Here is a 25,694-nt window from a genome sequence, read left to right on the forward strand (position 1 = left end):
TTCTTCTCGGCCTTCCTTATGCAGACATAAATAAACGGCGGTTGGACCCGTCGGTGAGTCCAACCGCCGGATACCTGGCAGTGATTAGGCGTCGACGCGGCGCAGGCGGCTCAGTGGAGCCAGCTCGCCCGGGAAGACCTTCTTCACGCCGTCGCCCATGGCCTGCTCGAGGATGCGGATGTCGCGGATCAACGACTCGAAGCCCTTTGGCTCCAGCGAGGAAGCCTGGTCCGAGCCCCACATGGTGCGGTCAAGGGTGATGTGGCGCTCCACGGTGACGGCGCCCAGGGCTACTGCTGCCAGCGAGATCTGCAGGCCGCGCTCGTGGCCCGAGTAGCCCACTGGAACCTGGTAGCGGTCGCGCAGGGTTTCGATCATGCGCAGGTTGGCTTCTTCGGGAGGCAGCGGGTAGGTGCTGGTGGCGTGCATCATGACCAGGTTCGAGGTGCTCAGGGTCTCCACGGCCTTGTCGATCTGCTCGATGGTGGACATGCCGGTGGACAGGATGATCGGCTTGCCGGTCTGCGCCAGCGCCTTGAGCAGGTCGATGTCGGTGACCGATGCGGAAGCGACCTTGTGGGTGACTGCACCCTGCTCTTCCATGAACTCCACCGAAGGAACGTCCCATGGGGAAGCGAAGGCGTGCAGGCCCTTGGAGGCTGCGTAGGAGATGAGCTCCTTGTACTGCGCCTGGTCGAACTCGACGCGGTAGCGGTAGTCCAGGTAGGTCATGTCGCCCCATGGGGTGGAGCGGATCTTGTCGCGCATGTCGGTCGGGGTGGAGATTTCCGGGGTGCGCTTCTGGAACTTCACCGCGTTGGCGCCGGCCTCGGCCGAAACGTCGATCAGCTGCTTGGCGATTTCGATATCACCATTGTGGTTGATGCCGATTTCGCCGATGACGTAGACCTGCTGGCCAGCGCCGAGCAGGGATTCGCCGATGGCAACTGGCTTGATTTCGGTGGTCACGGAGGTCATTGATTTGCCTTTCATTGGGTGAAACTTGGAAAAATTTGAGGGTTAGCGTGCTGCGAGGACCAGTTCGGCCAGTTCTCGCACCGCCCCGTATCCGCCCTTGCGGGACAGCCGGTGGCGAGCAGCGCGGTGTACTTGCTCGTTGGCATCGGCCACGGCGATGGGCCAGCCGACCAGGCTCATGGCGCCGAGGTCGTTGATGTCATTGCCGACGTAGGCCACGCGCGCCGGGTTGATAGACTCGTCGGCCAGCCACTGGGCCAGGTATTCGGCCTTGTTCTCGATGCCGTGGGCCACTTCAACCTTGAGCTTCGCGGCCCGGGCGGCCACCACCGGGTTGGCTTCCTTGGAGAGGATCAGGAACTTCACTCCGGCGGCCCGAAGCCGGGCCACGCCCATGCCATCGGAGCGCGAGACGCGCACGGTTTCGGTGCCGTGCTCATCGACATAGGCGGTGTCCGGGGTGTGCACGCCATCAAAATCCGTGATGACCGCATCCACGCTGATTGCTGCCGGTTCGTCGGGCAGTGTCAGTTCCGCCAGCAGCAGATCGGCCTCGGTGTCGATGTCGATCCCGTGCTCGCCCGGGACCTCGTGGACCTGGACCCGGCCGAAGAACCGGTGCCCAGCGGCCAGGAAGCCTTCGGTGTCCATGGCGTAGAACGCCCCGGTTTCGCGGAAACGCGGTTCGCGGTCCTGGCGGCGCGGGCGGTGCAGCTTTTCGTGCCCCACCGCTACCGCTTCGCCATTCTCGCCAACAGCCCAGTGGAAACCGTGGTCGGCCACCGCTGCGAAGCTGACTTCAGCTTTTCCGGAGGCGACCGTGGTGACGGCCGCATCCAGATCCGCTGGATCGATCAGCGGGCTGGTGCACTGGATGAAGAGTGTCACCGCCGGCGCGGGCTGCGTGTTGGCCAGGACGTGCTGCAGAACCGACTCGCTGCTGGCCGTATCCCCGGCGATGTCTGCCGGTCGGTCAACGACGCGAGCGCCGTAGCGCAGTGCTTCGGCCTTGATCTGCTCATGATCGGTGCTGACCACGACGTCGCTGACTGTACTCGCGGCCTTGGCTGATTCAATGGCGCGTCCCAGCAGCGACTTGCCGCCGATCTCACGCAGGTTCTTGAGCCGGATGCCCTTGGAACCTCCCCGTGCGGGGATGATCGCCATGACATGTGGCTGATTGGTTTTGCTCACGGATATGACGCTATGGGCCCTAGTTAACCAATCGGGAGTATTTAGGTAAACGAGGGGTGAAGTCGCGGTGTAATCACCTGCATATTTGCTGATAGTGAGGTCAGCAAGCGGTTTAGCGGCATCGATGGGACTTCGGTGGCGGGCTTGGCCAGCGGGGCGAACCCGATAGTTAACGCGAAACCCGGGTGTGCATTCCGGTGGGCGCCAACAAAACATCTAGGCTGGTGGGTATGCACGAGCCAAACCAGCCACCGCCCCGGCGTGGCCCCCTGCGTATTACCGTGCCATCACGCGCGGACGGCTTCCTTCGGCAGTTCACGGCACTGATCGGCGGCCCGCTGGGCCGGCGCAGCGATCCGGGGCGGATCGACCCGGGATTCTTCAGCGTGGAGCGGGTCATCATCCTGATGACCACGCTCGGCGCGCTGCTGATGCTGCTGGCCAAGAACCCGTGCAGGATCAACGGCTGGGGCGGCAACAACCCCTACCTCTACGCCTGCTACAGCGACTGGGTGCCGCTGTTCGGCGCTCGCGGATTCGCGGAAAACCCCTGGGCGCCCTTTAGCTCCAGCGCCGAATTCGAGTATCCGGTGCTCATGAGCGCGGTGGCCTCCGCGGTGGCCTCGATCGTGCCCGAGTCGGTGGCCAACCGCTCGCTGCTGTACTTCGACATGAACCTGGTGCTGGTGGCGATCCTCTGGATGGTTACCGTGCTGTGCACCGTGCGCATGGCCGGGCGGCGCCCCTGGGATGCCGCCATGGTGGCCATTGCCCCGGGGATCATCCTGGCCGGCAGCATCAACTGGGACATGTGGGCCGTGGCCCTGCTGGCTGCCGGCATGCTGGCCTTTGCCCGCAAGCACACGGTCCTGGCCGGGATCCTTATCGGCCTGGGCGCGGCGATGAAGATCTACCCCTTCTTCATCCTCGGCGCGATCCTGGTGCTGGCCATCCGCACCGGCCGGCTCAAGACCTTCTGGATCACCGGGGGAACGGCCGCAGCCACCTGGGTGCTGGTCAACCTGCCCTACGCGCTGGCCTTCCCCAAATCCTTCATGCACTTCTTCAGCTTCTCCTCGGAACGCGGCGCGGGCCTCTCCAGCTTCTGGCACGCCTGGAATGTGGTGGCGGCCAAGAACCCCGGCATGCCGAGTTTCGAGGCGGAGCAGATTTCGCGGTACGGGCTGGTGCTCTTCTTCCTGTGCTGCGTGGGCGTTGCCCTGCTGGGCCTGTACTCGCGGCGCACTCCGCGGCTGGGCTCGATGGCCTTCTTGATCATCGCCTCCTTTGTCATGGTCAACAAGGTCTATTCGCCGCAGTTCATCGTGTGGCTGATTCCGCTGTTCGTGCTGGCCCTGCCGCGCTGGCGCGAATTCGTGATCTGGATGCTGGTGGAGATCGCCCACTTCTATGGACTTTGGAACTATCTCGATTCCTTCTCCGCCGAGGACCCGCATAAGGCCTTCCCGGAGGCTGGATACGTCGTGCTGGTGCTGGCCCACATGATCATGCTCGGCTACCTGATGTACCTGGTGGCGCGCTCCATCCTTGACCCGCGGCGTGACCCGATCCGCGCGGTCGGCCAGGACGACCCGCTGGCCGGCGAATTTGCCGGGCTGCCGGAGAAGACCACCCTGCGCTCGCTGTGGCCGGGAGCGGCGAAGCGGCGCCAGCCTGCAGGGAGCGGGAAATGATCGACGTCGCCGTCGTCGGGGCCGGGCCCAACGGCCTGGCTGCCGCCGCCGTGGCCGCCAGGGCAGGACTGGCTGTCCAGGTTTATGAAGCCAATGACAGCATCGGAGGGGCAGCCAGGACCCAATCGCTGAACGGCTCCGAGGCGATCTTCGACCTGGGCAGCGCCGTGCACCCGATGGCCATGCAATCCCCGGCCATGCGCGAACTGGGGGTCCACGAGCGCGTCGAGTTCATCACCCCGGAACTGTCCTTCGCCCATGTGCTCGATGGGCGCACTGCCTGCGCCTACAAGGATCTGGAGCGCACCGCCGAAGCATTGGGCGGGGCAGAAGGCCAGATGTACCGCCGCTTGATCGAACCGCTGGTCCACCAGATCGACGGGATCAGCGCCACCCTGCTCGACACGCTGCTCAAGATCCCGCGCCATCCGCAGGCCCTGGCCGCCTTCGCCGCCGCCACGGTGGGCGGCATGGGGCTCAAGGAAGTGTTCTCCACGAAGTACGAGAAGGCCGCCGCGCTGTACTCGGGCTGCTCGGCCCATGTGGCCGGCGGATCGCGCGGGCCGGCCAGTGCCGGTGCCGGGTTGTTCCTTGCCGCGACGGCCCACGCCAAAGGATGGCCGATTCCGCGCGGCGGTTCCCAGGCCATCAGCGATGCCCTGGCCGCCGAAGCCATGGCCCATGGCGCGCAGATCCACACCGGCGTGCGGGTGAACCACATTGATGAGCTGGCCGCGCAGAACATCCTGTTCGACACCTCCGCCGAAGATGCCGCCAAGCTCAGCGCCGGCCACCTGCCCGAACAGCTCTCCCGGGCGCTGTCCACCACCAGGCGCTCGCCGGGCAGCTGCCTGGTCCACTTTGTGCTCTCCGAACCGGTGCCATGGCGGGACCAGGCGCTGGCCGCCGCCGGCACCGTGCATCTTGGCGGTACCGCCGCGCAGGTCGGCAAGGCCGAGCGCGCGGCTGTTCATCGCGGATCGGCGGACCCTTTCATCATCGTGGCCCAGCCCTCGCAATTCGACGACTCGCGCGCGCCAGCCGGCCAGCACGTCATCTGGGCCTACTGCCATGTTCCGCTGGATTCGCCGGCAGATATGCGCCACGAGATCCAGTCGATGATCCAGCGGGCCGCCCCGGGGTTCTCCGAGATCATCCTCGAAGCGCACGTGGTCACCGCCAAGGACCTCGAGCGGCAGAACCCCGCGCTGATCGGCGGAGACCTCTCGGGAGGCACCATGGATCTGCTGGGCACCATCAAGCGGCCACGGGTTTCCCTGGACCCCTGGTACTTGAAGTCCAAGGGGCTGTACCTAGTCTCGTCGGCGGCCCCTCCCGGCCCATCGGTGCATGGCATGGGCGGATACCTCGGAGCCCAATCAATGCTCAAACGCGAATACCGCATCAACAACTGGAAATCGGTGGAATAGTCGGCAATGGAGGAACTACTGGTTCAAGTCGCAGGATGGGTCCTGCTTGCAGTGCTCTGGGCGGTGTTCATTTGGCAATACCGCAAAGACCCTCGCCGGCTGGGCCTGGCCGCGCTGCTCTTTCCGCTCGTGTGCTCCAGCCTCGCGGCCTTGGCGGATCTGCTGACCACCGTGGTGCCGGGCTTCGGGTTCCTCATTGCCATCGTCCTGGTGATGACCCCGCTGATGGTGGTGGTGTTCGGCGCGGCGCTGATCTACAACGGCGTGCTGATGTGGCGGCGCGAGGGCGCGCGGATCTCCAACCTGCTGTCCCTGGCCGCCGGGGTGCTGGTGTTCATCCTGCCGGTGCTCGCGGTGCTGCTGGTGCAGATCAATACCTGGTGGAGCTACGCGCTGGCCTTCATTCTTTTCATGGCCTCCGTTTTCACAGCTTGCCTATTCGCGATGATGCTGCTCTATGCGTGGGTGCATGCCAGGTTCCCGGCCAAAACCCGTGGGGCGGCCGCGGTGATTCTCGGGGCGCGCACCATCAACGGGAAGGTCACCCCCTTGCTGCGCGGCCGGCTGGACAAGGCGATCGCGCTGTATGCATCGCAGGCCGAACCACGGCTGCTGATGGTCCCCACCGGCGGGCAGGGGCACGACGAACAGGAACCCGAAGGCGTGTCCATGGCCCGCTACCTGGGCGAGCAGGGCATCCCCTCATCCCAGATCCTGATCGAGGACCGGGCCAAGGACACGGTGGAGAACCTGGATTTCTCCAATGCACTGGTGCGCGAACGCCAGCCGGAGGGACAGCTGTGGCTGGTCACCAGCGACTACCATGCGCTGCGAGCCGCATTGGCATCGCGCCAGATGGGCCTGGAAGCCCGCGCCTTCGGCGGAAAGACGGCGGCCTACTATCGGCCCAGCGCGTTCCTGCGCGAGTGCGTGGCCATCGCCCGCGACCAGCTCAAGCTCATGATCCTGCTGGCCCTGCCCTTCGCGGCGGGCCTGGCCGGGATGATCTTCTTGGCCACCCGCGCCGGATTCTGATGCTGCGCGGCAATCATTGATGGCATGCACCAACGGGTGCATGCCATCGCTGCTTCAGCCCGGCGCACTCACCCTTTTGAGTGACCAGAAGATCAGCACTCGGGGCGGTTTATCCTGGCCCCATTTTTTCTAGGCTGGAGATATGATCCAGGCTCAGCAGTTGACGAAGAGATACGGCAATAAAACCGTGGTCGACCAGGCGTCGTTCACGGTGCAACCCGGAAAGGTCACCGGCTTCCTCGGCCCCAACGGGGCCGGCAAGTCCACCACCATGAGGATGATCGTCGGATTGGCGGCTCCCACCAGCGGACAGGTGCTGGTGAACCAGCGGGACTTCAAGAAGTCCCGGCATCCGCTGACCGAGGTTGGCACCTTGCTGGAAGCCAAGTCCGTGCACAAGTCGCTCACCCCGTTGGCGCATTTGCGGGCCATGGCGGCCACCGCCGGATTGCCCAGCTCCAGGGTCCACGAAGCCTTGGCGCTGACCGGACTGAGCGGCGTGCAGCGCAAGAAGGTCGGCGGGTTCTCACTGGGCATGGGCCAGCGCCTGGGCATCGCCACCGCGCTGCTGGGCGACCCGCAGGTGCTGATCCTCGATGAACCGGTCAATGGGCTGGACCCCGAAGGCGTGGCCTGGGTGCGCAACCTCGCCCGCCAACAGGCGGCGGAAGGAAAAACCGTGTTCATCTCTTCGCACCTGATGAGCGAGATGGCGCAAACCGCAGACCACCTGATTGTCATTGGCCGCGGGCGCATCATGGCCGATGCCCCGATCAGCGAATTCATTGATAACGGGCTGGCCCAGACGATCGTTCGCGCATCGGATATCGACGCATTGATGAATGCGCTGAGCGCCGAAGGCATACAGCTGCGGCGCATTGACGGGCAGACCCTGGAGGTCACCGGCCCGGATTCGGAAATCATCGGGCGCCGCGCCCTGGAAACCGGCGTGGCGCTCAGCGAGCTGCGGCCTCTGCAGCGCACTTTGGAAGATGCCTACATGGAATTGACCCGGGACGCCGTGGAATACAACTCGAATATTGTTGCCGAGCACAGCGGCGGGAAGTAGAAGAAGATGACTACTCATATTGAAGCGCCCCTGCGCGGCAAGGTCACTTTCGCCGGGGTGCTGCGCAGCGAAGCGATCCGCATGTTCGCGTTGAAGTCCACCGCAATCCTGCTGGCCTTGGCGGTGCTGCTCTATGTGGCGATCGCCGCCATTGGCACCTGGGGCGTGGGATCGCTGCTGCAGAGCATGGGCGATGCCAGCCAGATGGAGGGCATGGGCCCCATGACGCAGCCGGGCTTTGCCAGCGAGACCATCGGCTCCGGCCTGGTCTTCAACCAGCTGATTCTGGGCGTGCTGGGCGTGCTGCTGTTCAGCGGCGAATTCACCACCGGTTCGGCCGTCAGCACCTTCTTGGCCAGTCCGCAGCGAGGGCGCGTGATGTCAGCGAAGATTGTCCTGATTGTGCTGCTGACCGGGCTGACACAACTGGTATCAAGCCTCCTGGCCTTTGTGGTGGCGAAGCCGATCGCCGAAAAGTACGACCTGGTCCTGGAATTCGGCAGCGAATCCTTCCAGTCGGTACTGTGGTACGGCACCCTGGCCGTGATCATGGCGGCCCTGATCGGCTTGGCCCTGGGTGTCCTGCTGCGCAATTCGGCCGGTGGAATCACCATTTTGGCCGGCGTGTTCTTTGTCCTGCCGATCATCACGGCAATCCTTGGAAACCTCGTGGACTGGTCCAAGAACATTTCGGCGTACCTGCCCGACCAGCTGGGGCTGTCATTGGCCACGCCACTGAGCGTGGCAACCGACCTGGAACTCTGGCAGCAGCTGGCCGGCGTCGCCGGATGGATCATCATCCCATTGGCCCTCGGCGCAGTATTGCTCGCCAAGCGGGACATCAAGTAACCAGCGGATAAGCCGGGAAAACTACACTGGAACCATGACCCAACAGACGCTGCAGGAAACTGTTGCCTCCTTTGACGAACTGACCGCCAAGCGGATGGGCCGGTTGCGCCGTTACCTGCGCACCCACCCGCGCTTGGTGGTCATCGGCGCCGTGGTGCTGTACCTGTTGCTCACGCTGCCAGGAGTCCTGGTCGCCGCGGCCATGCCGGGAGCCAACGCCACCGGCCTGCTGGTCGTCACGCTGGCGGTCAGTGCCGCACTGCTTTATCGCCGAAAAGCGCCGATGACCGTCATCATCCTGGTGTTCGTTTTCGAATGCGTAGCCTTGATCATCGCGGGCCCGCAAGGTGGCCTAGGCGGCATGGGCATGATCATTGCCCTGTACACGGTGGCCACCAGCTATTCGGCCAAGCGCACCATTCCCCTGGCCGTGCTGGCCGGCAGCTTCCAAGTGGTGCTCATGGTGCTGATGGGCTTCCCGGATATGGAGGGGATGGAGCTGGATCCGAGCGACGGCATTGATGAAGCAACCTTCAGCCGGATCGTCATCGGCATTTCGGGCAGCTTTGTCATTGGTTTCTACATTGCCGCGGCCGCAGTTGGCATGAACGTGCGCAATGCGCGAATTCACGAGGCCGAACTCAACCACTGGGCCCGCCAGGTATCCAGCTTGGCCCAGGTTCAAGAGCGCAACCGCATTGCCCGGGAGATGCATGACGTGGTGGCCCATTCCTTGTCCGTGATGATCGCCTTGTCCGAGGGGGCCAGGGTGGTGGCCAAGCGGGATCAGGTCCGTGCCGACGAAGTGCTCAACGAGCTCTCGGGCACTGGCAGGGCCGCCTTGTCTGACATGCGCCGCATGCTGGGAGTCCTGCGCCAGAACGAGACGGGCGAATTGGAACCGCAACCTACCGGCGGCAATGTCGAACAACTGCTCGAGGGCTTCCGCACCGCCGGGCTGCCCATCACCTTCACCCAAGCCGGGGGAGAGCTGCCCGAGGACACCACCTTCCAGTTGACCGTCTTCCGCATGATCCAAGAATCCCTGACCAACTCGCTGCGCTATGCCCGCAACGTCAGCGATGTGCAGGTACGTTTGGAACGGCGGCGCGATGAACTGCGGCTGGAAGTCATGGATAACGGGGATGCCACCAGGGTGCCCAGCGTCGGAAGCGGCCGGGGACTGCGGGGCATGCGCGAGCGGGCAGCACTTTTCGAGGGGAACGTTGAAGCCGGCCCGGTAGCCAGTGGCGGATGGATAGTTAAAGCGGTGCTGAAGGTTCCCGAATGCGACGTGAAGATCGCCAAGCAGAAAACAGCGAAGGAATAGGCGTGGAAGAGAAAATCAAGGTCTTGCTGGTTGATGATCAGCCGCTGTTGCGCATGGGATTCCGGTTGATCCTCGAAGGCGAGGAAGATATCGCCATTGCCGGTGAAGCCGCCGATGGCCTGGATGCGTTGACGCAGACTGCGGTGCTGAAGCCGGACGTGGTGCTCATGGATGTCCGCATGCCCAAAATGGATGGCATCGAAGCCACCGAACGCATCGCGAAGGAGCACCCGGACACCAAGATCATTATTCTGACGACCTTTGACCTTGATGAATACGCCTTCTCCGGGTTGCAGGCCGGTGCCAGCGCTTTCCTGCTCAAGGACGTGGCTCCGGAGGAACTGGTTCACGCGGTGCGCCTGGTGGCCTCCGGAGATGCCGTGGTGGCCCCGCGTGTCACCGCGCGGTTGCTGGAAACCTACGTCCGCAATGGCGGCAAGGCCCATGCAGGGCAGCCTGCTGAAGCTCCACGCGACCCCCTGCTTGATGACCTCACTCCGCGCGAGCAAGAAGTGCTGCGGGCGCTCGCCGAGGGGTTGTCGAATGCGGAAATTGCGCATCGCTTCTTCCTGTCCGAAGCGACCGTGAAAACGCATGTGCGCAGGATCCTGACCAAGCTGCATTTGCGCGATCGGGTCCAGGCCGTGGTCTACGCCTATGAAACAGGACTGGTGGTCCCTTCCCAGGGGCTTGATTACTGATTTCGCAAACAAGAAGGGCCGCTGGATGCCGAAGTGAAAACTCGGCAGCCAGCGGCCCGCAGCGTTATTAGCGCTTGGCTGCCTTGCGCTTCTTCTTCGCAGTGGCGCGTAATTGGATTACTCGAGCCACGCCTGCGATAGCCACCACCAGGGCACCGCCAACGGCGGCGATGAAGAGCGCCAAGCCCAGATTGACCTGGCCTTCATAGGTGAAGTACCTCAGGGTCACCTGGTCCTGGTTCTGTGCGATGAAGATGATCAGCAGGATCAGCACGATGATGCCCAAGACGGTAGCGGTCCAGATGCGCCCCAGCTTGGTTACCGGAAGCTTTTCCTTGGGCTCTGGCACTTCGCGTGGAGCCTTGCCGGCTTTTGGCGCCCGCGGCTGGACCGCGTGTTCACCGGCATTAACCTGCACGCCATTATCGGGCTCCACAGGCAAGCTGTGCGGCTCTGGGGTTGGATCAGATGCACTCATGATGATCTCGCTTTCGTAGTCTCCCGCTCTGCCTTCAGCTTTGCCGACGCTAGGCTCCAAGTCAAGCATGAGATGAAGGTGTCTGGGTGGTTATTGGCGGGCCCTGGAACGGATGATCCGCCGGCAACCGGGCACGGTGATACTAAGCTGGAGAGCAACCCGATCATCCAGGCAGGAACCTCATCCTGGATTTCAGCGAGACGATGACAGAAAGAAGTGAGTAACCAGCTATGGCACAAGCCGCAGCAATGGCCCACATTGCAGACCTGGCCGAATACGTCGCAACTTCCCCTTCCAGCTACCATGCGGCAGCAACGGCCGCCAAGCGGCTGGACGCTGTCGGGTTCACCGGCCTGAACGAAGCTGACGCCTGGAATCTCGGTCCCGGATCCTATTACGTGGTGCGCGACGGCGCGATCATCGCGTGGGTTCAGCCCGAGGCCGCCACCGCGACGTCCGGGTTCCATATTCTCGGTGCCCATACCGATTCCCCGGGTTTCAAGCTCAAGCCTAAGCCGACCACTGGGTCCAACGGCTGGTGGCAGGCAGGCGTCGAGGTCTACGGCGGCCCGCTGCTCAACTCCTGGCTGGATCGCGAACTGGTTCTCGCTGGCCGCCTGGTGCTCAAGGACGGCACCGAGCACTTGGCCCAGACGCAGCCAATCCTGCGCATCCCGCAACTGGCCATCCACCTTGATCGCCAGGTCAATGAGGGTCTTACCCTGGACAAGCAGACCCACACCAACCCCATCTTCGGCGCAGGGGACTTGGCAGACGCCGATATTCTGGCGGTCCTTGCCGAGTCTGCCGGCGTGGACCCAGCACAGGTAGCCGGATACGACATCCTCACCGCCCCGGCGCAACGCGGCGAGGTCTTTGGCCAGGGGAAGGACTTCTTCGCCAGTGGCCGGCTCGATAACCTCACCTCGGTGCACGCCGGAATCATCGCACTGGCCGGCCACTCGCGGAAGCCAGCGGGCCAGCACATCGCCATGCTGGCTGCTTTTGACCATGAAGAGCTCGGCTCAAGTTCCCGTTCGGGGGCCTGCGGCCCCTTCCTCGAAGAGCTGATCAACCGGATCCAGGCATCGCTGGGCGCCGGTGTGGAAGACCAGGCGCGTGCGCTGGCCAATTCGGTGTGCCTCTCAGCCGATGCAGGCCACGCGGTGCACCCGAACTACCCAGAACGCCATGACCCGGCCAACCGGCCACAGGTGAACGCCGGGCCGCTGCTGAAGATCAACGCCAACCAGCGCTATGCCACCGACGCGGTAGGCGCTGCGGCCTTCGCCAACTGGTGCGAGAGCGCCGGGGTTCCTTATCAGGAGTTCGTGTCCAATAACCGCGTACCGTGCGGCTCGACGATCGGCCCGTTGACCGCCACCCGCTTGGGCATTCGCACCCTCGACGTGGGTGTTGCCCTGCTGTCCATGCACTCGGCGCGTGAAATGTGCGGCGTGGATGACCCTTGGTACCTGTCCAAGGTGGCAGGCGAGTTCTTCTCAGCGTAGTTCCTGCATTGCAAAAGGCCGGCAGCGATGCTGGCCTTTTGCGTATCCAGGCCCACCTGTTGGCAGGAAAAAATCGGTGGCATAATCATCAGCATGACGATTTTTGCCCAAGACATGCTCATTTTTCAGCAGACAAAGAATTTCTCGAAGAATGATTTTGCAATCCTTGACGCCCACGGCATGCAGGTTGCCCATGTTGAGACCGGGGGCAGTGCGCTGGGGCGGATGTTCGCTGGCGCGCGGGAGCTGACAGTCTTCGACGGGCCGGAGAAACCGGTGATCAAGGTCAAGGACACCATGACCATGGGCCGCGACCGCTTCGAGATCTTCGATGGGAATGGCGGCCCGCTGGCGAGCCTGGTCAAGCGGATCACCCTGTTCAAGACCCGCGTCACCATTTCGATGCTCGGCGAGGAGCTGGACCTGACTGGCAGCGTGTGGGATTTTGATTTCCAGATCACCGGTCCCCAAGGGGTACTGGGTACCGTCACGCGCCAATGGTCCGGAATGGGCAATGCGCTGATGGGCAAGTCGACCTATGCCTTGCAGCTGTCCTGCAATCTTGGCACGCAGCAGCGGCAAGCAATCATCGGTTCTGTCCTGGCCTTGGATCTGATCCGCGAAAAGCAGCAGCGCAATTGATGCCCGCGCTGCGCGTGCTTCATCGAATTAACTCGAACTTGGCAAGCCCTCGAATATGCCCCATGAGGCATGTTCAAATAATTCAGGTCAATCGCCATTTTGTTCGCCAGTCGTGCGCTGTCGCGAAGCCGTCGGGCAACTGTCGTGGTCCTGTCGTGGCGCTTTCGTGGTCCCCGCCGATAGCTTTAGTTCCATGAATGAATCACGGATTGCAGAACTTCGCCGGGCCAAGGGATGGACGCAAGAACGCTTGGCCAAAGAGAGCGGCATTACGGTCAGAACTATTCAACGACTTGAAGCCGGCAATGATGCCAGCTTGGAGTCCATCTCCCAGGTAGCCAGGGCCCTGGATGTGCAGGTTGGCGAATTGTTCCAGAGCGTTCAAACGCCAAATTTCTCTCAAGCCGTAGAAGGTCTTGAGTCCCGGACCCGTGCAGAACAAGAGCGGCGAGACTCAATCACGCAAGGGATCATGATGATCTTCCGTGGCGTTGGTCTTCTGGTCACCTTCGGAACGGTCATCCTGGGAACTGCGGGAGGGCTTGGATGGTACATCTGGCTACTCATTCCGATTTACTGGGGCGCAGGAAAGGTGCTCCTGGACGCAATAATAAGGCTGGGCGTTGATCCGAAACTGGATGCCAAATACCCGCTCTCCATGCCAAGCCAGAGCGAAGTCAGCTGAGCTTCCCATCAGCCGTTAGCCCGGCGGATACCGTTTGATTACCTGTTGTTCATCCCGGGCTGGTCAGATCGAACAATATGAGTTCGAATTCCGTGCAGGTCAATAATTTCAGACCAGAGATCCAAGCGCTGCGTGCACTGGCGGTCCTGCTAGTGGTCGCTTACCACCTGGAGCCCAAAGTGGTTCCCGGCGGCTATATCGGCGTGGACATCTTCTTCGTCATCTCGGGTTTCCTGATTACCTCGCACCTGTTGCGCGAAGCCGAACGCACCGGCCGCATCAGGCTATCGGCGTTTTTTGCCGGCAGGGCCCGGCGCATCCTGCCCGCCGCCATGCTCGTGATCCTGGTGGTTGTGGCCGCCAGCTTCTTGGTTTTCCCGAAGACCCAGTGGGGCACACTGGGCCTGCAGGCTTTGGCCTCGGCCTTCTCCGTGCAGAACTGGGTGCTGGCCGCAGATTCCGTTGATTATCTGGCCGCCGAGCAAGCGGCAGGACCGCTGCAGCACTTCTGGTCCCTGGGCGTGGAAGAACAGTTCTATCTCTTCTGGCCGCTGTTGATCCTGGTGGTGTGCTGGCTGGTCAAGCCCGAGGTCCCTGGGGCGCGATCCGATCATTTTGCCGCCCGCCGCCGGTGGTTGTGGCTGGCATTTGGCGCGGTGGCCCTCTTGTCACTGGGGTACTCGGCGTACGCCGGATATTCCGGGGACGCCGCAGGGTACTTCGTGACCACCACCCGAATCTGGGAGCTGGCCATTGGCGGATTGCTGGCGCTCGCGGTGCAAGCGCATGAGAACGATGCCCTGCGCCTTCCGCGATGGGTGAGCGCATGGTCCACGCGAAATCTGGCCGTTCTGCTCGCGCTGGGTGCCATTGGCATCGCCGCCTTCAGCTATGACGGAGCCACCGTCTTCCCCGGCATTGCCGCTGCAGTGCCGGTACTGGGCTGCGCGGTGATCATTGCCGCCGGAAGCACCCGTGGGCCCGGTTCTTTGCACCCGCTCGTCAACTGGCGGCCGGTGCAATGGGTGGGCCTTGCCTCGTATTCGCTCTATCTTTGGCACTGGCCGCTGATCGTTTTTTACACCGAGCTCTCCGGAGGCAAGCCGAAGCCGCTGCAATCCGCCGCCCTGTTGGCCGGTTCCTTGCTCTTGGCATGGGCGAGCCTGAAATTCGTGGAGACGCCGACGCGCCACCTGCGCTTCTTGGCGGTTTCCCCGGCCAAGTCCCTGATTGCCGGCGCTGCCATGGTGGCCGTGGCCGCTACGGCGGGACTGCTTCCGGGCATCGCCCAGGAGCGCATGGTGGAACAGGAGCAGCAGGTGGCAACCGCGCTGGCCGAGCAACCGCCCGAAGGATTCGGCGCAGCATCGCTGGCTCACGGCGCACCGGCTTTTGTCACCGGCGAACACCAGGTGGTCCCGGTGCCGGCCGAGGCCGCCAAGGATCTTCCCGACATCGGCAGCTGCGTGCAGAATCCGCAGTCGACCCAGATCAAGGAATGCGAGTTCGGCAGCAAGGATGCGACCTATACGGTGGCGCTTGTGGGGGATTCGCATGCCGCCCACTGGTTCGAGGCGTTGAACGGCTTCGCACGCAGCAAGGGGTGGAAAGTTGTTACCTATCTGAAGAACTCGTGCCCCTTTAGCGAAGCGCAGCGCAAGGCAGATCAAGACGGAAGCATCAACTGCAGCGAAGCCTTTGAGCAGAGCATGGATGACCTGGCCAAGCGAAAAGACATCGACGCGGTGATCACCTCGAACTGGGGCGGTTCCACCTTCGTTTCCGATCCCGCGCAAGGCTTGGCGGCCGCGTGGGGCAAACTCGAAGATGCCGGCCTGCCGGTCTATGCCATTGTCGATACCCCGCGGCCGCCCCAGGATTCCTACGCCAGGGACTGCGTGGAGCAGAACATCAATAACCCCGAAGCCTGCTCATTCCCGGAAAAGGGAGCCTACGAAAAGGGCGACGCCACCAAGGCCGCCGCCAAGCTGGAGCCGCGAGTGAAGGTCTTGGACTTCAGCGACCAGTTCTGCGTGGCTGGAACCTGCCCGGTGGTTGTCGGCAATGTTTTGATCTATCGGGACAAGCACCACATCAGCGACACCTACATGAGCACGCTGGTGCCGGTCTTCGGGCAGCGGCTGCAGCAGGCCATCGATTCGAAGTAGCCGTCCATGATCTAGGACACGAAGGCTTATGCTTGCGCGAGGATCTCGGGTAGGATTGAAAAGTCTGTGCTACTGCATGCCCGAAACTTGGGCGTCTGGTGCACTGATAACGCAAGAACCTCCTGTTGCGGAAATACCGCGACCGTTTAGCCCAAAGGAGGTGGGTTCACATGCGTGCTTATGAACTTATGGTCCTCATTGATCCAGAGGTCGATGACCGCACCGTAGAGCCAACCATCGAGAAGTACCTCGAGGTTGTCCGCTCCAACGGTGGCACCATCGAAAAGGTTGATGTCTGGGGTCGTCGCAAGATGTCCTACGAGATCAAGAAGAAGGCAGAAGCCACTTACGTAGTGGTGAACTACACCGCAGAACCAGCCGCTTCCGCTGAGCTTGAGCGCCAGCTGAAGATCAACGAGCTGATCCTGCGCCACAAGGTCACCCGTCCGGAAGAGGCCCGCGTTTAATTACGCGCAACCTTCCGTCGTAGGAATAAACGTTCAATCTTTCTAAGGAGAGTCAATGGCAGGCGAGACTGTTATTACCGTTATCGGAAATCTGACCGCCGATCCGGAGCTGCGTTTCACGCCGTCCGGTTCAGCCGTAGCGAACTTCACGATCGCTTCGACTCCTCGCACCTTTGACCGCCAGTCCAATGAGTGGAAGGACGGGGAAGCCCTGTTCTTGCGCGCATCGGTGTGGCGCGAGGCTGCAGAGAACGTTGCTGAAACGCTGACCAAGGGCATGCGCGTCATCGCCCAGGGTCGTTTGCGTTCACGTTCCTACGACACCAAGGAAGGCGAACGTCGCACCGTGATGGAGCTTGAGGTCGATGAAATCGGCCCATCGCTCCGTTTTGCGTCCGCCAAGGTCACCCGCACCCAGCGCTCCGGCGGTGGCAACGGTGGCTTCGGCAATGGTGGCGGTGGAGGATTCTCCAACGCACCACAGCAAGGTGCTCCAGCCCAGGCGCCGCGTCAGCAGCAGCCGCAGCAGGGTGGCGGATGGAATGCTCCAGCCGCAGACCCATGGAGCACCGGCGGAAACAACGGTGGCGGCTGGGGCAACCCAGGCGCAGACGAACCACCTTTCTAAACAATATTTATTCACCATCCCGCAGATCACTCTGCGGGCTCCAAAGCTAAAGGAGCTCCACGATGGCTAAGGCTGAAATCCGTAAGCCCAAACCAAAGTCCAACCCATTGAAGGCCGCTGACATCACCGTCATCGACTACAAGGACACCGCATTGCTGCGCAAGTTCATCTCTGACCGCGGAAAGATCCGCGCTCGTCGAGTGACCGGCGTTTCCGTTCAGGAACAGCGCAAGATCGCACAGGCTATCAAGAACGCACGTGAAGTAGCCCTGCTGCCTTACTCCGGCGCTGGCCGCGGCTAAGGAAGAAGGGATAGCAAAATGGCAAAGATCATTCTGACTCACGAAGTATCCGGTCTCGGTGCTGCTGGCGATATTGTCGAGGTAAAGAACGGCTACGCCCGTAACTACCTGCTGCCACGCGGCTTCGCAATCGTCTGGACCCTGGGCGGTGAGAAGCAGGTGGAGTCGATCAAGGCTGCACGTGCCGCTCGCGCTGTTGCAAACCTTGAGGAAGCTCAGGCACTTGCAGCCAAGCTGAAGTCCCAGCCGGTGAAGATCACCATCAAGGCTGGTTCCAACGGCCGCCTGTTCGGCACCGTCAAGACCACCGATATCGCTAACGCCGTAGAGGCTGCCGGTCTGGGCAAGATCGACAAGCGCAACATCGAGGTCAACGACCACATCAAGTCGACTGGCAACTACAACGCAACCGTTCGCGTACACGAGGACGTCGTTGCAAACCTGCGCCTGCAGGTTGTAGCTGCTGCCAAGAAGTAAGTCTTCTAGACTCGGCTTCTGTTCAAGAGGTGGCGTGCGCTCCGCAAGGAGCACACGCCACCTCTTGGCGTTATCCCGCCGTCCAGCCCGCCCAGATGGCAGGCTATCGGAATCGCGGATTCTCAGTGCGCCATCCGGGATCCACCAGTTGCATGGCGCATTTGAATAGCAGGGGCGAGTGCAAGCAGTCCGGCAACGACGCCGGCGCCACCGCAGATCCAGGACATCCAGGCAACGCCGGCGAAATCGGTAAACGATCCCATCCAAGGCGAGGCGAAGAGCAAGGCGCTGGCGATGGCAAGTGCCCATTCCATGGAAACCAAACGTGGCATCATGACGCTCCAGACGCCGGTGATCACCATGAGCAGGCCGAAGGCCGCCATCAGTCTCATCGAGGTGCTGGTTCCCTCAAGCCACATGGTTGAAACTGCGGCCAGAATACCGGCCGCGACGCCGACCCAGTCTTGCCACCGAGTCCATTTCTTCATTGTGAAAACCTCCAACATCCATTGCAGAGGGCTCCTTAGCGGGAGTCGCTTTAAATGTAGGTTCGCGGTTGCCGATGCACAATCTACTTTTGGGAGCATTTTGGTAAATCCTTGGCCCTGGAGGCGTCCCGGCTGCGGCACAGGAGGGCTCCCGGCTCTTGTGGGGACACCGCAGGTTCGCGCATAATTCACCAGATCGCCTTGCGCCCGGTGCCTCTTAATCGTTGGCATTGGAGCCGCGGGCTCGTAGCCTCGAAGATGGGACTGGCCAGGCCAGCACGATCGAGAGAAACGGTGGAATACATGGGTTTTGCGTTTGCCGATCCTGAAGCATTGACCAAGGAGCAACGCGAGGCAGTGGCCGAGCATCAGCGCACCGTCCGAAGCGGCCCGCGCAAGCTCTCATTGCGCGCCCTGCGCGAAGAAGCCAGCCTGAGCCAGGCCGAACTGGCTGCGCGGCTCAAGCTGCCGGTGGACCGCATTGCCCGCATGGAAACCGGCGACCTGGACCGGGTCCAGCTAGCCACCTTGCGCCGATATGCCGCGGCCATGGACGCCCGAATCGAGATCACGGCGACCCGCGGCGAAGCCTTCGCCCAGCTGGGCTAGCCCGGCCCCGCCGCGCGAATGGCCGACCGGCCACCGCAAATAGCGGGCAGCTCATCGAGAAAAGCGCCACCCACCGCTGGATCCGACCATCTGCCCTCCGGCTCGGCATCTTTAGCGGCTAAAGTGTTCCGGTGAGATGCGGGTTATAGACCTGCGTCACAGCCGAGCTTCGAAGGGGTTATTTTGCACGAGCGTATTCACCACCGGGCCTTTGCCGATCGCCTGATGAGCGCCGAACAGGCGGCAACCATCATCAAGCCGGGAATGACGGTGGCCATGAGCGGCTTCACCGGTGCCGGATACCCGAAGGCAGTGCCCGGCGCCCTGGCCGCCCAGATGGAACGCCAGCACGCTGCCGGCGAGGAGTTCAAGATCAACGTGCTCACCGGCGCCTCCACCGCCCCCGAGCTCGACGGGGTGCTGGCCAAGGCCGAGGGCATGAACCTTCGCCTTCCCTACATGTCCGATCCCGAGCTGCGCCGGCGCATCAACGAGGGCAACATGGAGTACATGGACATCCACCTGTCCCATGTCGCCCAGCACGCCTGGTTCGGCTTCTACGGCAAGATCGACGTGGCCATCATCGAGGTGGTCGGCGTAACCGCCGAGGGCGACCTGATCCCCTCCAGCTCCGTGGGCAACAACAAGACCTGGCTGGAGATGGCCGACAAGGTCATCATCGAGGTCAACACGCAGCAATCCGCCGCCATGGAGGGCATGCACGATGTCTACTACGGCACCGCCTTGCCTCCGCACCGCAAGCCCATCGAATTGACCACGGTGCGCGACCGGATCGGCCAGAAGTACCTGGACGTCGACGTCAGCAAGATCGCCGCGGTGGTCCAAACCGACGCGCCAGACCGGCTGAGCCCCTTCGCCCCGGTGGACGAGACCAGCGAGAAGATCGCCGATCACCTGCTGGGCTTCCTGGACTCGGAGATCCGTGCCGGCCGGCTGACCGAGAAGCTGCTACCGCTGCAGTCGGGCGTCGGCAACATCGCCAACGCCGTGCTGGCGGGCCTGTCCCGCGGCGGCTACAAGTCCTTGGCCGCCTACACGGAGGTCATCCAGGATGGCATGCTCCAGCTGATCAAGGACGGCACCATCGAGTTCGCCTCGGCCACCAGCTTCTCGCTGTCTGCCGAGGGCATCGAGGAATTCAACCGCAATGTCGAGCACTACCGCGAGCGCATCCTGCTGCGCGCCCAGGAGATCTCCAACCACCCCGAGATCATCCGGCGGCTGGGCTGCATCGCCCTGAACGGGATGATCGAGGCCGACATCTACGGCAATGTGAACTCCACCAACGTCCTGGGCTCCCATGTCATGAATGGCATCGGCGGGTCCGGCGACTTCGCCCGCAACGGCTACCTGTCGGTGTTCATGTCCCCGTCCACCGCCAAGGGCGGCAAGATCTCGGGCATCGTGCCCTTCGCATCGCATGTGGACCACACCGAGCACGACACCATGATCCTGATTACCGAACAGGGCCTGGCCGATCTGCGCGGCCTGTCGCCCAAGCAGCGCGCCCAACAGGTTATCGAGAACTGCGCGCATCCGGACTACCGGGGGCTGCTGCAGGACTACTTCGACCGGGCCTGCAGGCAAAGCTACGGCAAGCACACCCCGCACCTGCTGGGCGAGGCCCTGTCCTGGCACCAGCGCTTCGAGCAGACCGGGGATATGCGCCCGGCCAGCTAGCCGCCGGGCTGGCCGGGATCGATGCGCACGATCCGGTCATCACCCGTCCCTGGCCGGCCGCGCCCGTCGGTGTTGTTCGTCAGCACCAGCAGCGAGCCGCCAGGATCCACCAGCACATCGCGCAGCCGGCCGAGCCGGCCATCGAGCAATTCCTGCTCGATGGCCGGCGCGTCCAGTTCCACCGCGCGCAGCACTTCGCCGCGCAGATTCGCCAGGTAGGCGGTGCCATCTAGGATCGCGATGCCGCTGGGGCTGGCCTCGGCAGGGGACCACTGCGCAATCGGGTCGGTGTACTGCCGATCTGCGCCGCCCTTCCCCTCGACTTCGGGCCAGCCATAGTTCCCGCCGGCCTTGATGATGTTCAGTTCGTCGAAGGTGTTTTGCCCGAATTCGCTGGCATACATGGTGCCATCATCGCTCCATGCCAGGCCCTGCACATTGCGGTGCCCATAGCTGTAGACGAGGGAATTCTCGAAGGGATTGTCCTCCGGGACGCTTCCATCGGGTGCCATGCGCAGGATCTTGCCGCCCAGCGCCTGCAGGTCCTGGGCTTGCCCAGGGTTGGACGCATCGCCCACGCTCGCGTAGAGCATTCCATCCGGTCCGATGGCCAGCCGCCCGCCGTTGTGGATATTGGCCGAGGGCAGGGAATCCAGCAGGGTCCGCGGAGCCGACAATGACAGGTTTCCGGCGCTGCCTTGCACGGTGAATTGCTGAATGCGGTTACCGGATTCCGCGGTGGAATACGCGTAGAGCTGGTCCGGCGCTAGGAAGGCCAGGCCCAGCAGCCCGCCTTCGCCTCTCGCTGCGAGATCATCGATCCGGGCCACTTCGCGGCTCTGTCCGGACTGCGAAACCTCCAGGATCCTCCCGGAATCGCGTTCGCTGACCAGCAAGCTGTCCTGGACGTAGACCATGGACCACGGAGCTTCCAAGCCGGTGGCCAGTGGTTCTGGAGCGGTGTGCGATTCGGCAGCTGGACTTGGAAGTGGTGTTGGCGTGGAGCATCCGGCGAGGAACACTGCGCCGAGCAGCAGGCATGTGTCCCGGATGTGCTTCATCGGGTGGCTATGCGTGCGCCGGCTGATGGCGCGTCGGGCGATACGTCAGTTCCTGGATCCGCCCGTCCAAAAGCTTTGAATCGACAAGTTCCAGGTCATAGTCGTCGACCCCTCCGAGTACCGGAGCAGAGCCGCTATGCCCGGTCAGCACCGGGAAGATGCTCACCTGGATGAAGTCCACAAGACCTGCCGCCAGCAGCGAATGGTTCATGGCCAGGGAACCGTGGGAGCGCAGCGGCACATCTGAGGTTTCCTTGAGCTGGGCGACGACTTCCAAGGCATCAGCGCGCTCCAGCGTGGCATTAGGCCAAGACAGCGGCTCAACCAAGGTGGTGGAGATGACGGTGGCGGGCTTGTCGTGCAAAGCCACGCCCCACGCGTCTTCAACCTCGGGATTCATCTCGATTTCTGCCCAGAAGAGACTAAACAAGCGGAAGGTGTTGGCTCCGAAAACCATGCGGCATGGGGGAGTGTAGAGCCCGAGGCGATGGGCCAACAGCTCTGGCCCCTGTTTTCCCCAGTAGCCACCCCAATCGCTGCCTGCACTGCCGAAGCCATCAAGGCTGCTGAACACGTCAAAGGTATAGGTGGCACTCATGGCAAGCCTCCGAAGCTGATCCGCTAGGTGCCACCTAGGATACGCTCAGGCGCTGGGCATATCTACGTTTTGGGTGCGCAATTGTCCGCGCGAGAGTTCCTTTCCGCTGGCCTCGTCGGTGATGACAACTTCCCACAACTGCTGGGTCTTGCCTTGGAACAGCGCCTTGGCCGCAACCTGCACGCGCGCACCGGTAGTGGGACGCAGGAAGTCGGTGGCATTGTGAACGCCCACAGCAAATTGATTGCGCTCTGAGACCGCGTAGCTGGCGCCAACGCTGCCGGCGCTTTCAATCATGGAGGCATAGACACCTCCATGTACGACGCCCCACGGGGTGTGGTGCTCTTCATTGAGATCGGCATGGCCTCGCACGGAAGTGGCGGTGATGTCGTCAAAGACCAGGCCAATGCTGTCAGTGAAGCGGCTGGTCTTGTCGGGGATTCGCTGTGCTGGGGAACTCACGGGTGACTCCAAAAGTGTCGGGGCGCGGTGCGCCTGTTCGAGTGGTGGGGCTTGCGGTTCAATTATTTGCACTTTACCTGCTGAAGTACGCGGCAATCCTTGCGGGAAGATCCTTGATGGCGAACCCTGGCGCCGATTTTCCACGAAGCGCAGATGCCGGAAGATATTTAGCCGTGCCATAAGTTAATGCGTTACGACGAAGATCACACCTTCATGGCCGGCTGAAGTGCCTGAAGCGGTCCGAATTGGTGAATAAAGGACTGTTCCGTGACCCTAAAACTGAGCCACTGTCGAATATTTTGTTGAATATTGCGATTTGAGAAGTGAATTGTTTGACGGTGCTTCGTCATGAGTCATATTGTTTTAAGCAGAATCAAGAGCATCAGCTAAAAGCCCTGGCTTGCTGATCGGCAACCCTCTCAACGGTAGTGGGGTGCTCCAGGTGAGGATTCGGTTTTGCGCCAAATAGTGTCAGAACAAGTACCGCGCACGGCGTGAAACCTCAGTGGCAACCGGATTCGGATCATCCCGAACCGCTGTTCCCGCTGGGTCTGACGCGGTGGGCAAGAACCGAAGGAATCGAGCCATGTCATTGAATCGTGAACTTGACCCGCTAACCCTACGCAAGGTTTTCGCTCAACATCCCTCAGGCGTGGCCGCTCTGTGTGCAGAAGTGGACGGCGTGAAAACCGGCATCGTTGCATCCTCATTCACTGTCGGGGTTTCGCTGGAGCCGGCATTGGTGATGTTTGCAGTCCAGAAGACCTCCAACACCTGGCCGAAACTGCGCGAGGCCAGCCACATTGGTGTTTCGGTTCTCAGCGATCTCAATGGAGGGGTCTGCGCGCAGATCGCTTCGAAGAAGGGCGATCGATTCCTCGGCGTGGATACCGTGGTTTCCGAGCAGGGCGCTCTGTTCATTGAAGAGTCCACCCTCTGGCTGGAAACGTCGATTTACAACGAAGTCGAAGCTGGTGACCACTGGGTTGTGCTTTTGGAGGTGCATGGGCATCACACATCACTGCACTCGCCGCAGATCTTCCATGATTCCCGATTTCATTCAATCCCAGTTCCTGAGCTCGTCTAAATCTTCTGAGGGGTAGTTTCCCGAAGGCCCGGCGTGGATTCCCTGATGGTGATCTGCTCCGGGCCTTGTCGCGTTTCGGGACGCGTTCAACGCCAGGCAAATAGTTATCCACGGTGTGGATCGCGACCGCTACGCGAAAATGTGGACTATTGGCCATAACTTGCCGAGTTGGCCGTGCTAAAGGCCGGTGACTAAGCCTTTTATGATTCCGTAGATATCCACATGGTTATCCACACGACTGTGGGCATGATGTGCAGAACTGTGTGAAAACTGCAATAAACCCTGTATTGCGGGCGTTTTTGGGTGTTGATAACTACTGGGAACATATCGCTATCTTCAATAAAATATTTACCTGTCCACAGATGTGAAAATACAAAAAGCCTAGTCAATAACTATTACTGTTGGGTACTTGACAATAATCCACAGGGTTCTCCCCAGACAGTGAACAGGCTAGTCCACAGCTGAGGGTATGTTATGCACAAGACCTGTGGATAATGGGGTTTACGTGGGTAAACATCGGCCCTACTGTTGGCTTTGGGGCAGAAATATCCACAGACGTAATCCATTGAACTGTTGGCATCAACTAGCAGGTTGGAACGTTGCCATCTGGCAAGGAAGATTTTTCCCCCTGGGGTCAATAGGGGATGGAAGTGTCTGCAATGAGTGCTGAGCCGGTTTACGAAGGACGAGAATCCGACGCAGGGCGCAAGCCGCCACAGGACGTCGAAGCCGAGATGTCCGTGCTCGGTGGCATGATGCTATCCAAGGACGCCATCGCCGACGTCGTTGAGGCGCTGCGCGGAACCGACTTCTACCGTCCGGCTCACGAATCCATCTACGAAGCCATTATCGATTTGTACGGCCGAGGCGAACCTGCCGATGCCGTGACCGTGGCCGACTTGCTGACCAAGCGCGGCGAAATTTCCCGCGTGGGTGGCGCTGCCTACCTTCACAACCTCATTCAGCAGGTGCCCACCGCCGCTAACGCCGGCTACTATGCAGAAATCGTGCGCGAGCGCGCCGTCTTGCGCCGCCTGGTGGACGCCGGAACCCGCATCGTCCAGATGGGCTACTCGCCCGATGGAGAAGTCGATGCCATTGTCAACGAAGCGCAAGCCGAGGTTTACAAGGTTGCGGAAAACCGCAGCAGCGAAGACTACGTACGCCTCTCGGACATCATCGAAGGCACCGTAGACGAAATCGAAAACGCCGCGAACGCCGGCGACGGCATCACCGGCGTGCCCACCGGGTTCTACGAATTCGACGAGCTGACCCAGGGCCTGAAGGGCGGCCAGATGATCATCATCGCGGCCCGTCCTGCAGTGGGTAAGTCGACCTTCGCACTGGACTTCGCCCGGTCCGCCGCCATCAAGAACAACATGGCCACCGTCTTCTTCTCCCTGGAAATGGGCCGCAATGAAATTGCGATGCGCCTGCTTTCGGCAGAAGCCTCCATCCAGCTCCAGGACCTGCGCAAGGGTTCGGTGGAGGACGCGCAGTGGACCAAGATTGCCACCACCATGGGCCGGTTGAATGAAGCGCCGCTGTTCATCGACGATTCGCCGAATATGTCCATGATGGAAATCCGCGCAAAGTGCCGCCGCCTGAAGCAGCGCAATGAGCTGCGCATGATCATCCTCGACTACCTGCAGCTGATGAGTTCGGGCAAGCGCGTGGAATCACGCCAGCAGGAAGTTTCCGAGTTCTCGCGTAACCTCAAGCTGCTGGCCAAGGAGCTCGATGTTCCGCTGATCGCGCTGTCGCAGCTGAACCGTGGTTCCGAACAGCGAACCGATAAGCGGCCAATGGTTTCGGATCTTCGTGAATCCGGTTCCATTGAGCAGGACGCCGATATGGTAATCCTGCTGCATCGTGATGATGTGTATGACAAGGAAAACCGTCCAGGCGAGGCCGACGTGATCATCGCCAAGCACCGTGCCGGTCCCACCAAAACCATCACCGTGGCATTCCAAGGCCACTACTCGCGCTTCAGCAATATGTCCTCCGAGGGTTAATCCCAGTCAGAACCGACATGGCAGCTACTAAGCCG

Annotated in this window: 26 protein-coding genes and 1 riboswitch; of the genes, 19 read left to right on the plus strand and 7 right to left on the minus strand. The window is 61.8% G+C overall.

From position 1 onward, the window contains the following. Positions 1-84: 84 nt before the first annotated feature. Positions 85-978: an N-acetylneuraminate synthase family protein gene (locus H6F58_RS14805; protein ID WP_195182052.1), complete on the minus strand. Its 894-nt coding sequence runs from the start codon at positions 976-978 to the stop codon at positions 85-87. A 42-nt stretch (positions 979-1,020) separates the two neighbouring features. Further along, positions 1,021-2,172: an acylneuraminate cytidylyltransferase gene (locus H6F58_RS14810; protein ID WP_195182053.1), complete on the minus strand. Its 1,152-nt coding sequence runs from the start codon at positions 2,170-2,172 to the stop codon at positions 1,021-1,023. Between the two features lie 230 nt (positions 2,173-2,402). Here H6F58_RS14810 and H6F58_RS14815 point away from each other — a divergent pair, with 230 nt between their 5' ends. The 7 genes from H6F58_RS14815 to H6F58_RS14845 all read left to right on the plus strand — a co-directional run bounded on the left by H6F58_RS14815 (position 2,403) and on the right by H6F58_RS14845 (position 10,280). Next, positions 2,403-3,866, plus strand: coding sequence for a glycosyltransferase 87 family protein (locus H6F58_RS14815; RefSeq protein ID WP_195182054.1), 1,464 nt, complete (start codon positions 2,403-2,405; stop codon positions 3,864-3,866). Then, positions 3,863-5,296: an NAD(P)/FAD-dependent oxidoreductase gene (locus H6F58_RS14820; protein ID WP_195182055.1), complete on the plus strand. Its 1,434-nt coding sequence runs from the start codon at positions 3,863-3,865 to the stop codon at positions 5,294-5,296. Before H6F58_RS14815 ends, H6F58_RS14820 begins: the two co-directional genes overlap by 4 nt. A 6-nt stretch (positions 5,297-5,302) precedes the next feature. Next, entirely contained in the window at positions 5,303-6,331 is a 1,029-nt protein-coding gene (locus H6F58_RS14825) for a YdcF family protein (protein WP_146277148.1), read from the plus strand. A 142-nt stretch (positions 6,332-6,473) separates the two neighbouring features. Next, a complete protein-coding gene (locus tag H6F58_RS14830) occupies positions 6,474-7,400 on the plus strand; it encodes an ATP-binding cassette domain-containing protein (RefSeq protein ID WP_146277146.1) in 927 nt (308 codons plus the stop codon). Positions 7,401-7,406: 6 nt separating this feature from the next. After that, positions 7,407-8,249: an ABC transporter permease gene (locus tag H6F58_RS14835; protein ID WP_195182056.1), complete on the plus strand. Its 843-nt coding sequence runs from the start codon at positions 7,407-7,409 to the stop codon at positions 8,247-8,249. Positions 8,250-8,283: 34 nt separating this feature from the next. Beyond that, on the plus strand, positions 8,284-9,579 hold the full coding sequence (locus H6F58_RS14840; RefSeq protein ID WP_195182057.1) for a histidine kinase: 1,296 nt from the start codon (positions 8,284-8,286) through the stop codon (positions 9,577-9,579). After that, complete coding sequence (locus H6F58_RS14845; RefSeq protein ID WP_146277140.1) at positions 9,537-10,280, plus strand: response regulator transcription factor; 744 nt, start codon at positions 9,537-9,539, stop codon at positions 10,278-10,280. The genes H6F58_RS14840 and H6F58_RS14845 overlap by 43 nt, the downstream gene beginning before the upstream one ends. 67 nt (positions 10,281-10,347) lie before the next feature. Here H6F58_RS14845 and H6F58_RS14850 read toward each other — a convergent pair whose 3' ends face one another. Continuing rightward, positions 10,348-10,758, minus strand: a complete 411-nt coding sequence (locus H6F58_RS14850) for a LapA family protein (RefSeq protein ID WP_075972647.1) — start codon at positions 10,756-10,758, stop codon at positions 10,348-10,350. Between the two features lie 230 nt (positions 10,759-10,988). Between H6F58_RS14850 and H6F58_RS14855 the strand changes: the two genes are divergently transcribed. The 8 genes from H6F58_RS14855 (at position 10,989) to rplI (ending at position 17,638) form a co-directional block, all read left to right on the plus strand. Beyond that, on the plus strand, positions 10,989-12,269 hold the full coding sequence (locus H6F58_RS14855) for a M18 family aminopeptidase (protein ID WP_146277138.1): 1,281 nt from the start codon (positions 10,989-10,991) through the stop codon (positions 12,267-12,269). Positions 12,270-12,362: 93 nt separating this feature from the next. Beyond that, positions 12,363-12,911: an LURP-one-related family protein gene (locus H6F58_RS14860; RefSeq protein ID WP_195182058.1), complete on the plus strand. Its 549-nt coding sequence runs from the start codon at positions 12,363-12,365 to the stop codon at positions 12,909-12,911. 193 nt (positions 12,912-13,104) lie between these two features. Continuing rightward, positions 13,105-13,596, plus strand: a complete 492-nt coding sequence (locus H6F58_RS14865) for a helix-turn-helix domain-containing protein (protein WP_195182059.1) — start codon at positions 13,105-13,107, stop codon at positions 13,594-13,596. Positions 13,597-13,673: 77 nt separating this feature from the next. Next, positions 13,674-15,764, plus strand: coding sequence for an acyltransferase family protein (locus H6F58_RS14870; protein ID WP_195182060.1), 2,091 nt, complete (start codon positions 13,674-13,676; stop codon positions 15,762-15,764). A 170-nt stretch (positions 15,765-15,934) separates the two neighbouring features. Further along, entirely contained in the window at positions 15,935-16,231 is a 297-nt protein-coding gene (gene rpsF, locus H6F58_RS14875) for a 30S ribosomal protein S6 (protein ID WP_060703203.1), read from the plus strand. A gap of 55 nt (positions 16,232-16,286) precedes the next feature. Further along, positions 16,287-16,859 (plus strand): single-stranded DNA-binding protein, encoded by a 573-nt coding sequence (locus H6F58_RS14880; protein ID WP_060703202.1) that lies wholly within the window; start codon positions 16,287-16,289, stop codon positions 16,857-16,859. A 62-nt stretch (positions 16,860-16,921) separates the two neighbouring features. Next, positions 16,922-17,161 (plus strand): 30S ribosomal protein S18, encoded by a 240-nt coding sequence (gene rpsR, locus H6F58_RS14885; RefSeq protein ID WP_013350683.1) that lies wholly within the window; start codon positions 16,922-16,924, stop codon positions 17,159-17,161. 18 nt (positions 17,162-17,179) lie between these two features. Then, on the plus strand, positions 17,180-17,638 hold the full coding sequence (rplI, locus tag H6F58_RS14890; RefSeq protein ID WP_060703201.1) for a 50S ribosomal protein L9: 459 nt from the start codon (positions 17,180-17,182) through the stop codon (positions 17,636-17,638). Between the two features lie 122 nt (positions 17,639-17,760). Here rplI and H6F58_RS14895 read toward each other — a convergent pair whose 3' ends face one another. After that, positions 17,761-18,126: an SPW repeat protein gene (locus H6F58_RS14895; RefSeq protein WP_075972645.1), complete on the minus strand. Its 366-nt coding sequence runs from the start codon at positions 18,124-18,126 to the stop codon at positions 17,761-17,763. A gap of 303 nt (positions 18,127-18,429) precedes the next feature. Between H6F58_RS14895 and H6F58_RS14900 the strand changes: the two genes are divergently transcribed. Both H6F58_RS14900 and H6F58_RS14905 read left to right on the plus strand, forming a co-directional pair. After that, entirely contained in the window at positions 18,430-18,735 is a 306-nt protein-coding gene (locus H6F58_RS14900) for a helix-turn-helix domain-containing protein (RefSeq protein ID WP_060703199.1), read from the plus strand. Positions 18,736-18,918: 183 nt separating this feature from the next. Further along, positions 18,919-20,436 carry an acetyl-CoA hydrolase/transferase family protein gene (locus H6F58_RS14905; protein ID WP_206693724.1) on the plus strand — a complete coding sequence of 506 codons (1,518 nt, stop codon included), beginning with the start codon at positions 18,919-18,921 and terminating at the stop codon, positions 20,434-20,436. Here H6F58_RS14905 and H6F58_RS14910 read toward each other — a convergent pair. From H6F58_RS14910 to H6F58_RS14920, 3 genes are read right to left on the minus strand one after another with little or no spacing between them, the layout of a single operon-like run. Next, positions 20,433-21,497: a PQQ-dependent sugar dehydrogenase gene (locus H6F58_RS14910; RefSeq protein WP_195182061.1), complete on the minus strand. Its 1,065-nt coding sequence runs from the start codon at positions 21,495-21,497 to the stop codon at positions 20,433-20,435. The two genes, H6F58_RS14905 and H6F58_RS14910, sit on opposite strands and share 4 nt — an antisense overlap. 7 nt (positions 21,498-21,504) lie before the next feature. Beyond that, on the minus strand, positions 21,505-22,095 hold the full coding sequence (locus tag H6F58_RS14915; RefSeq protein ID WP_195182062.1) for a dihydrofolate reductase family protein: 591 nt from the start codon (positions 22,093-22,095) through the stop codon (positions 21,505-21,507). 45 nt (positions 22,096-22,140) lie between these two features. Further along, on the minus strand, positions 22,141-22,557 hold the full coding sequence (locus H6F58_RS14920) for a PaaI family thioesterase (RefSeq protein ID WP_195182063.1): 417 nt from the start codon (positions 22,555-22,557) through the stop codon (positions 22,141-22,143). A 371-nt stretch (positions 22,558-22,928) separates the two neighbouring features. Next, positions 22,929-23,046, plus strand: a riboswitch (SAM riboswitch). 97 nt (positions 23,047-23,143) lie between these two features. Between H6F58_RS14920 and H6F58_RS14925 the strand changes: the two genes are divergently transcribed. Together H6F58_RS14925 and dnaB are read left to right on the plus strand one after the other, a co-directional pair. Next, a complete protein-coding gene (locus H6F58_RS14925; protein ID WP_060703196.1) occupies positions 23,144-23,644 on the plus strand; it encodes a flavin reductase family protein in 501 nt (166 codons plus the stop codon). A gap of 659 nt (positions 23,645-24,303) precedes the next feature. Next, on the plus strand, positions 24,304-25,659 hold the full coding sequence (gene dnaB / locus H6F58_RS14930) for a replicative DNA helicase (protein ID WP_060703562.1): 1,356 nt from the start codon (positions 24,304-24,306) through the stop codon (positions 25,657-25,659). Positions 25,660-25,694: the final 35 nt, after the last annotated feature.

The sequence above is a fragment of the Glutamicibacter sp. FBE19 genome (assembly GCF_015524875.1).
Classification (GTDB): domain Bacteria; phylum Actinomycetota; class Actinomycetes; order Actinomycetales; family Micrococcaceae; genus Glutamicibacter; species Glutamicibacter halophytocola.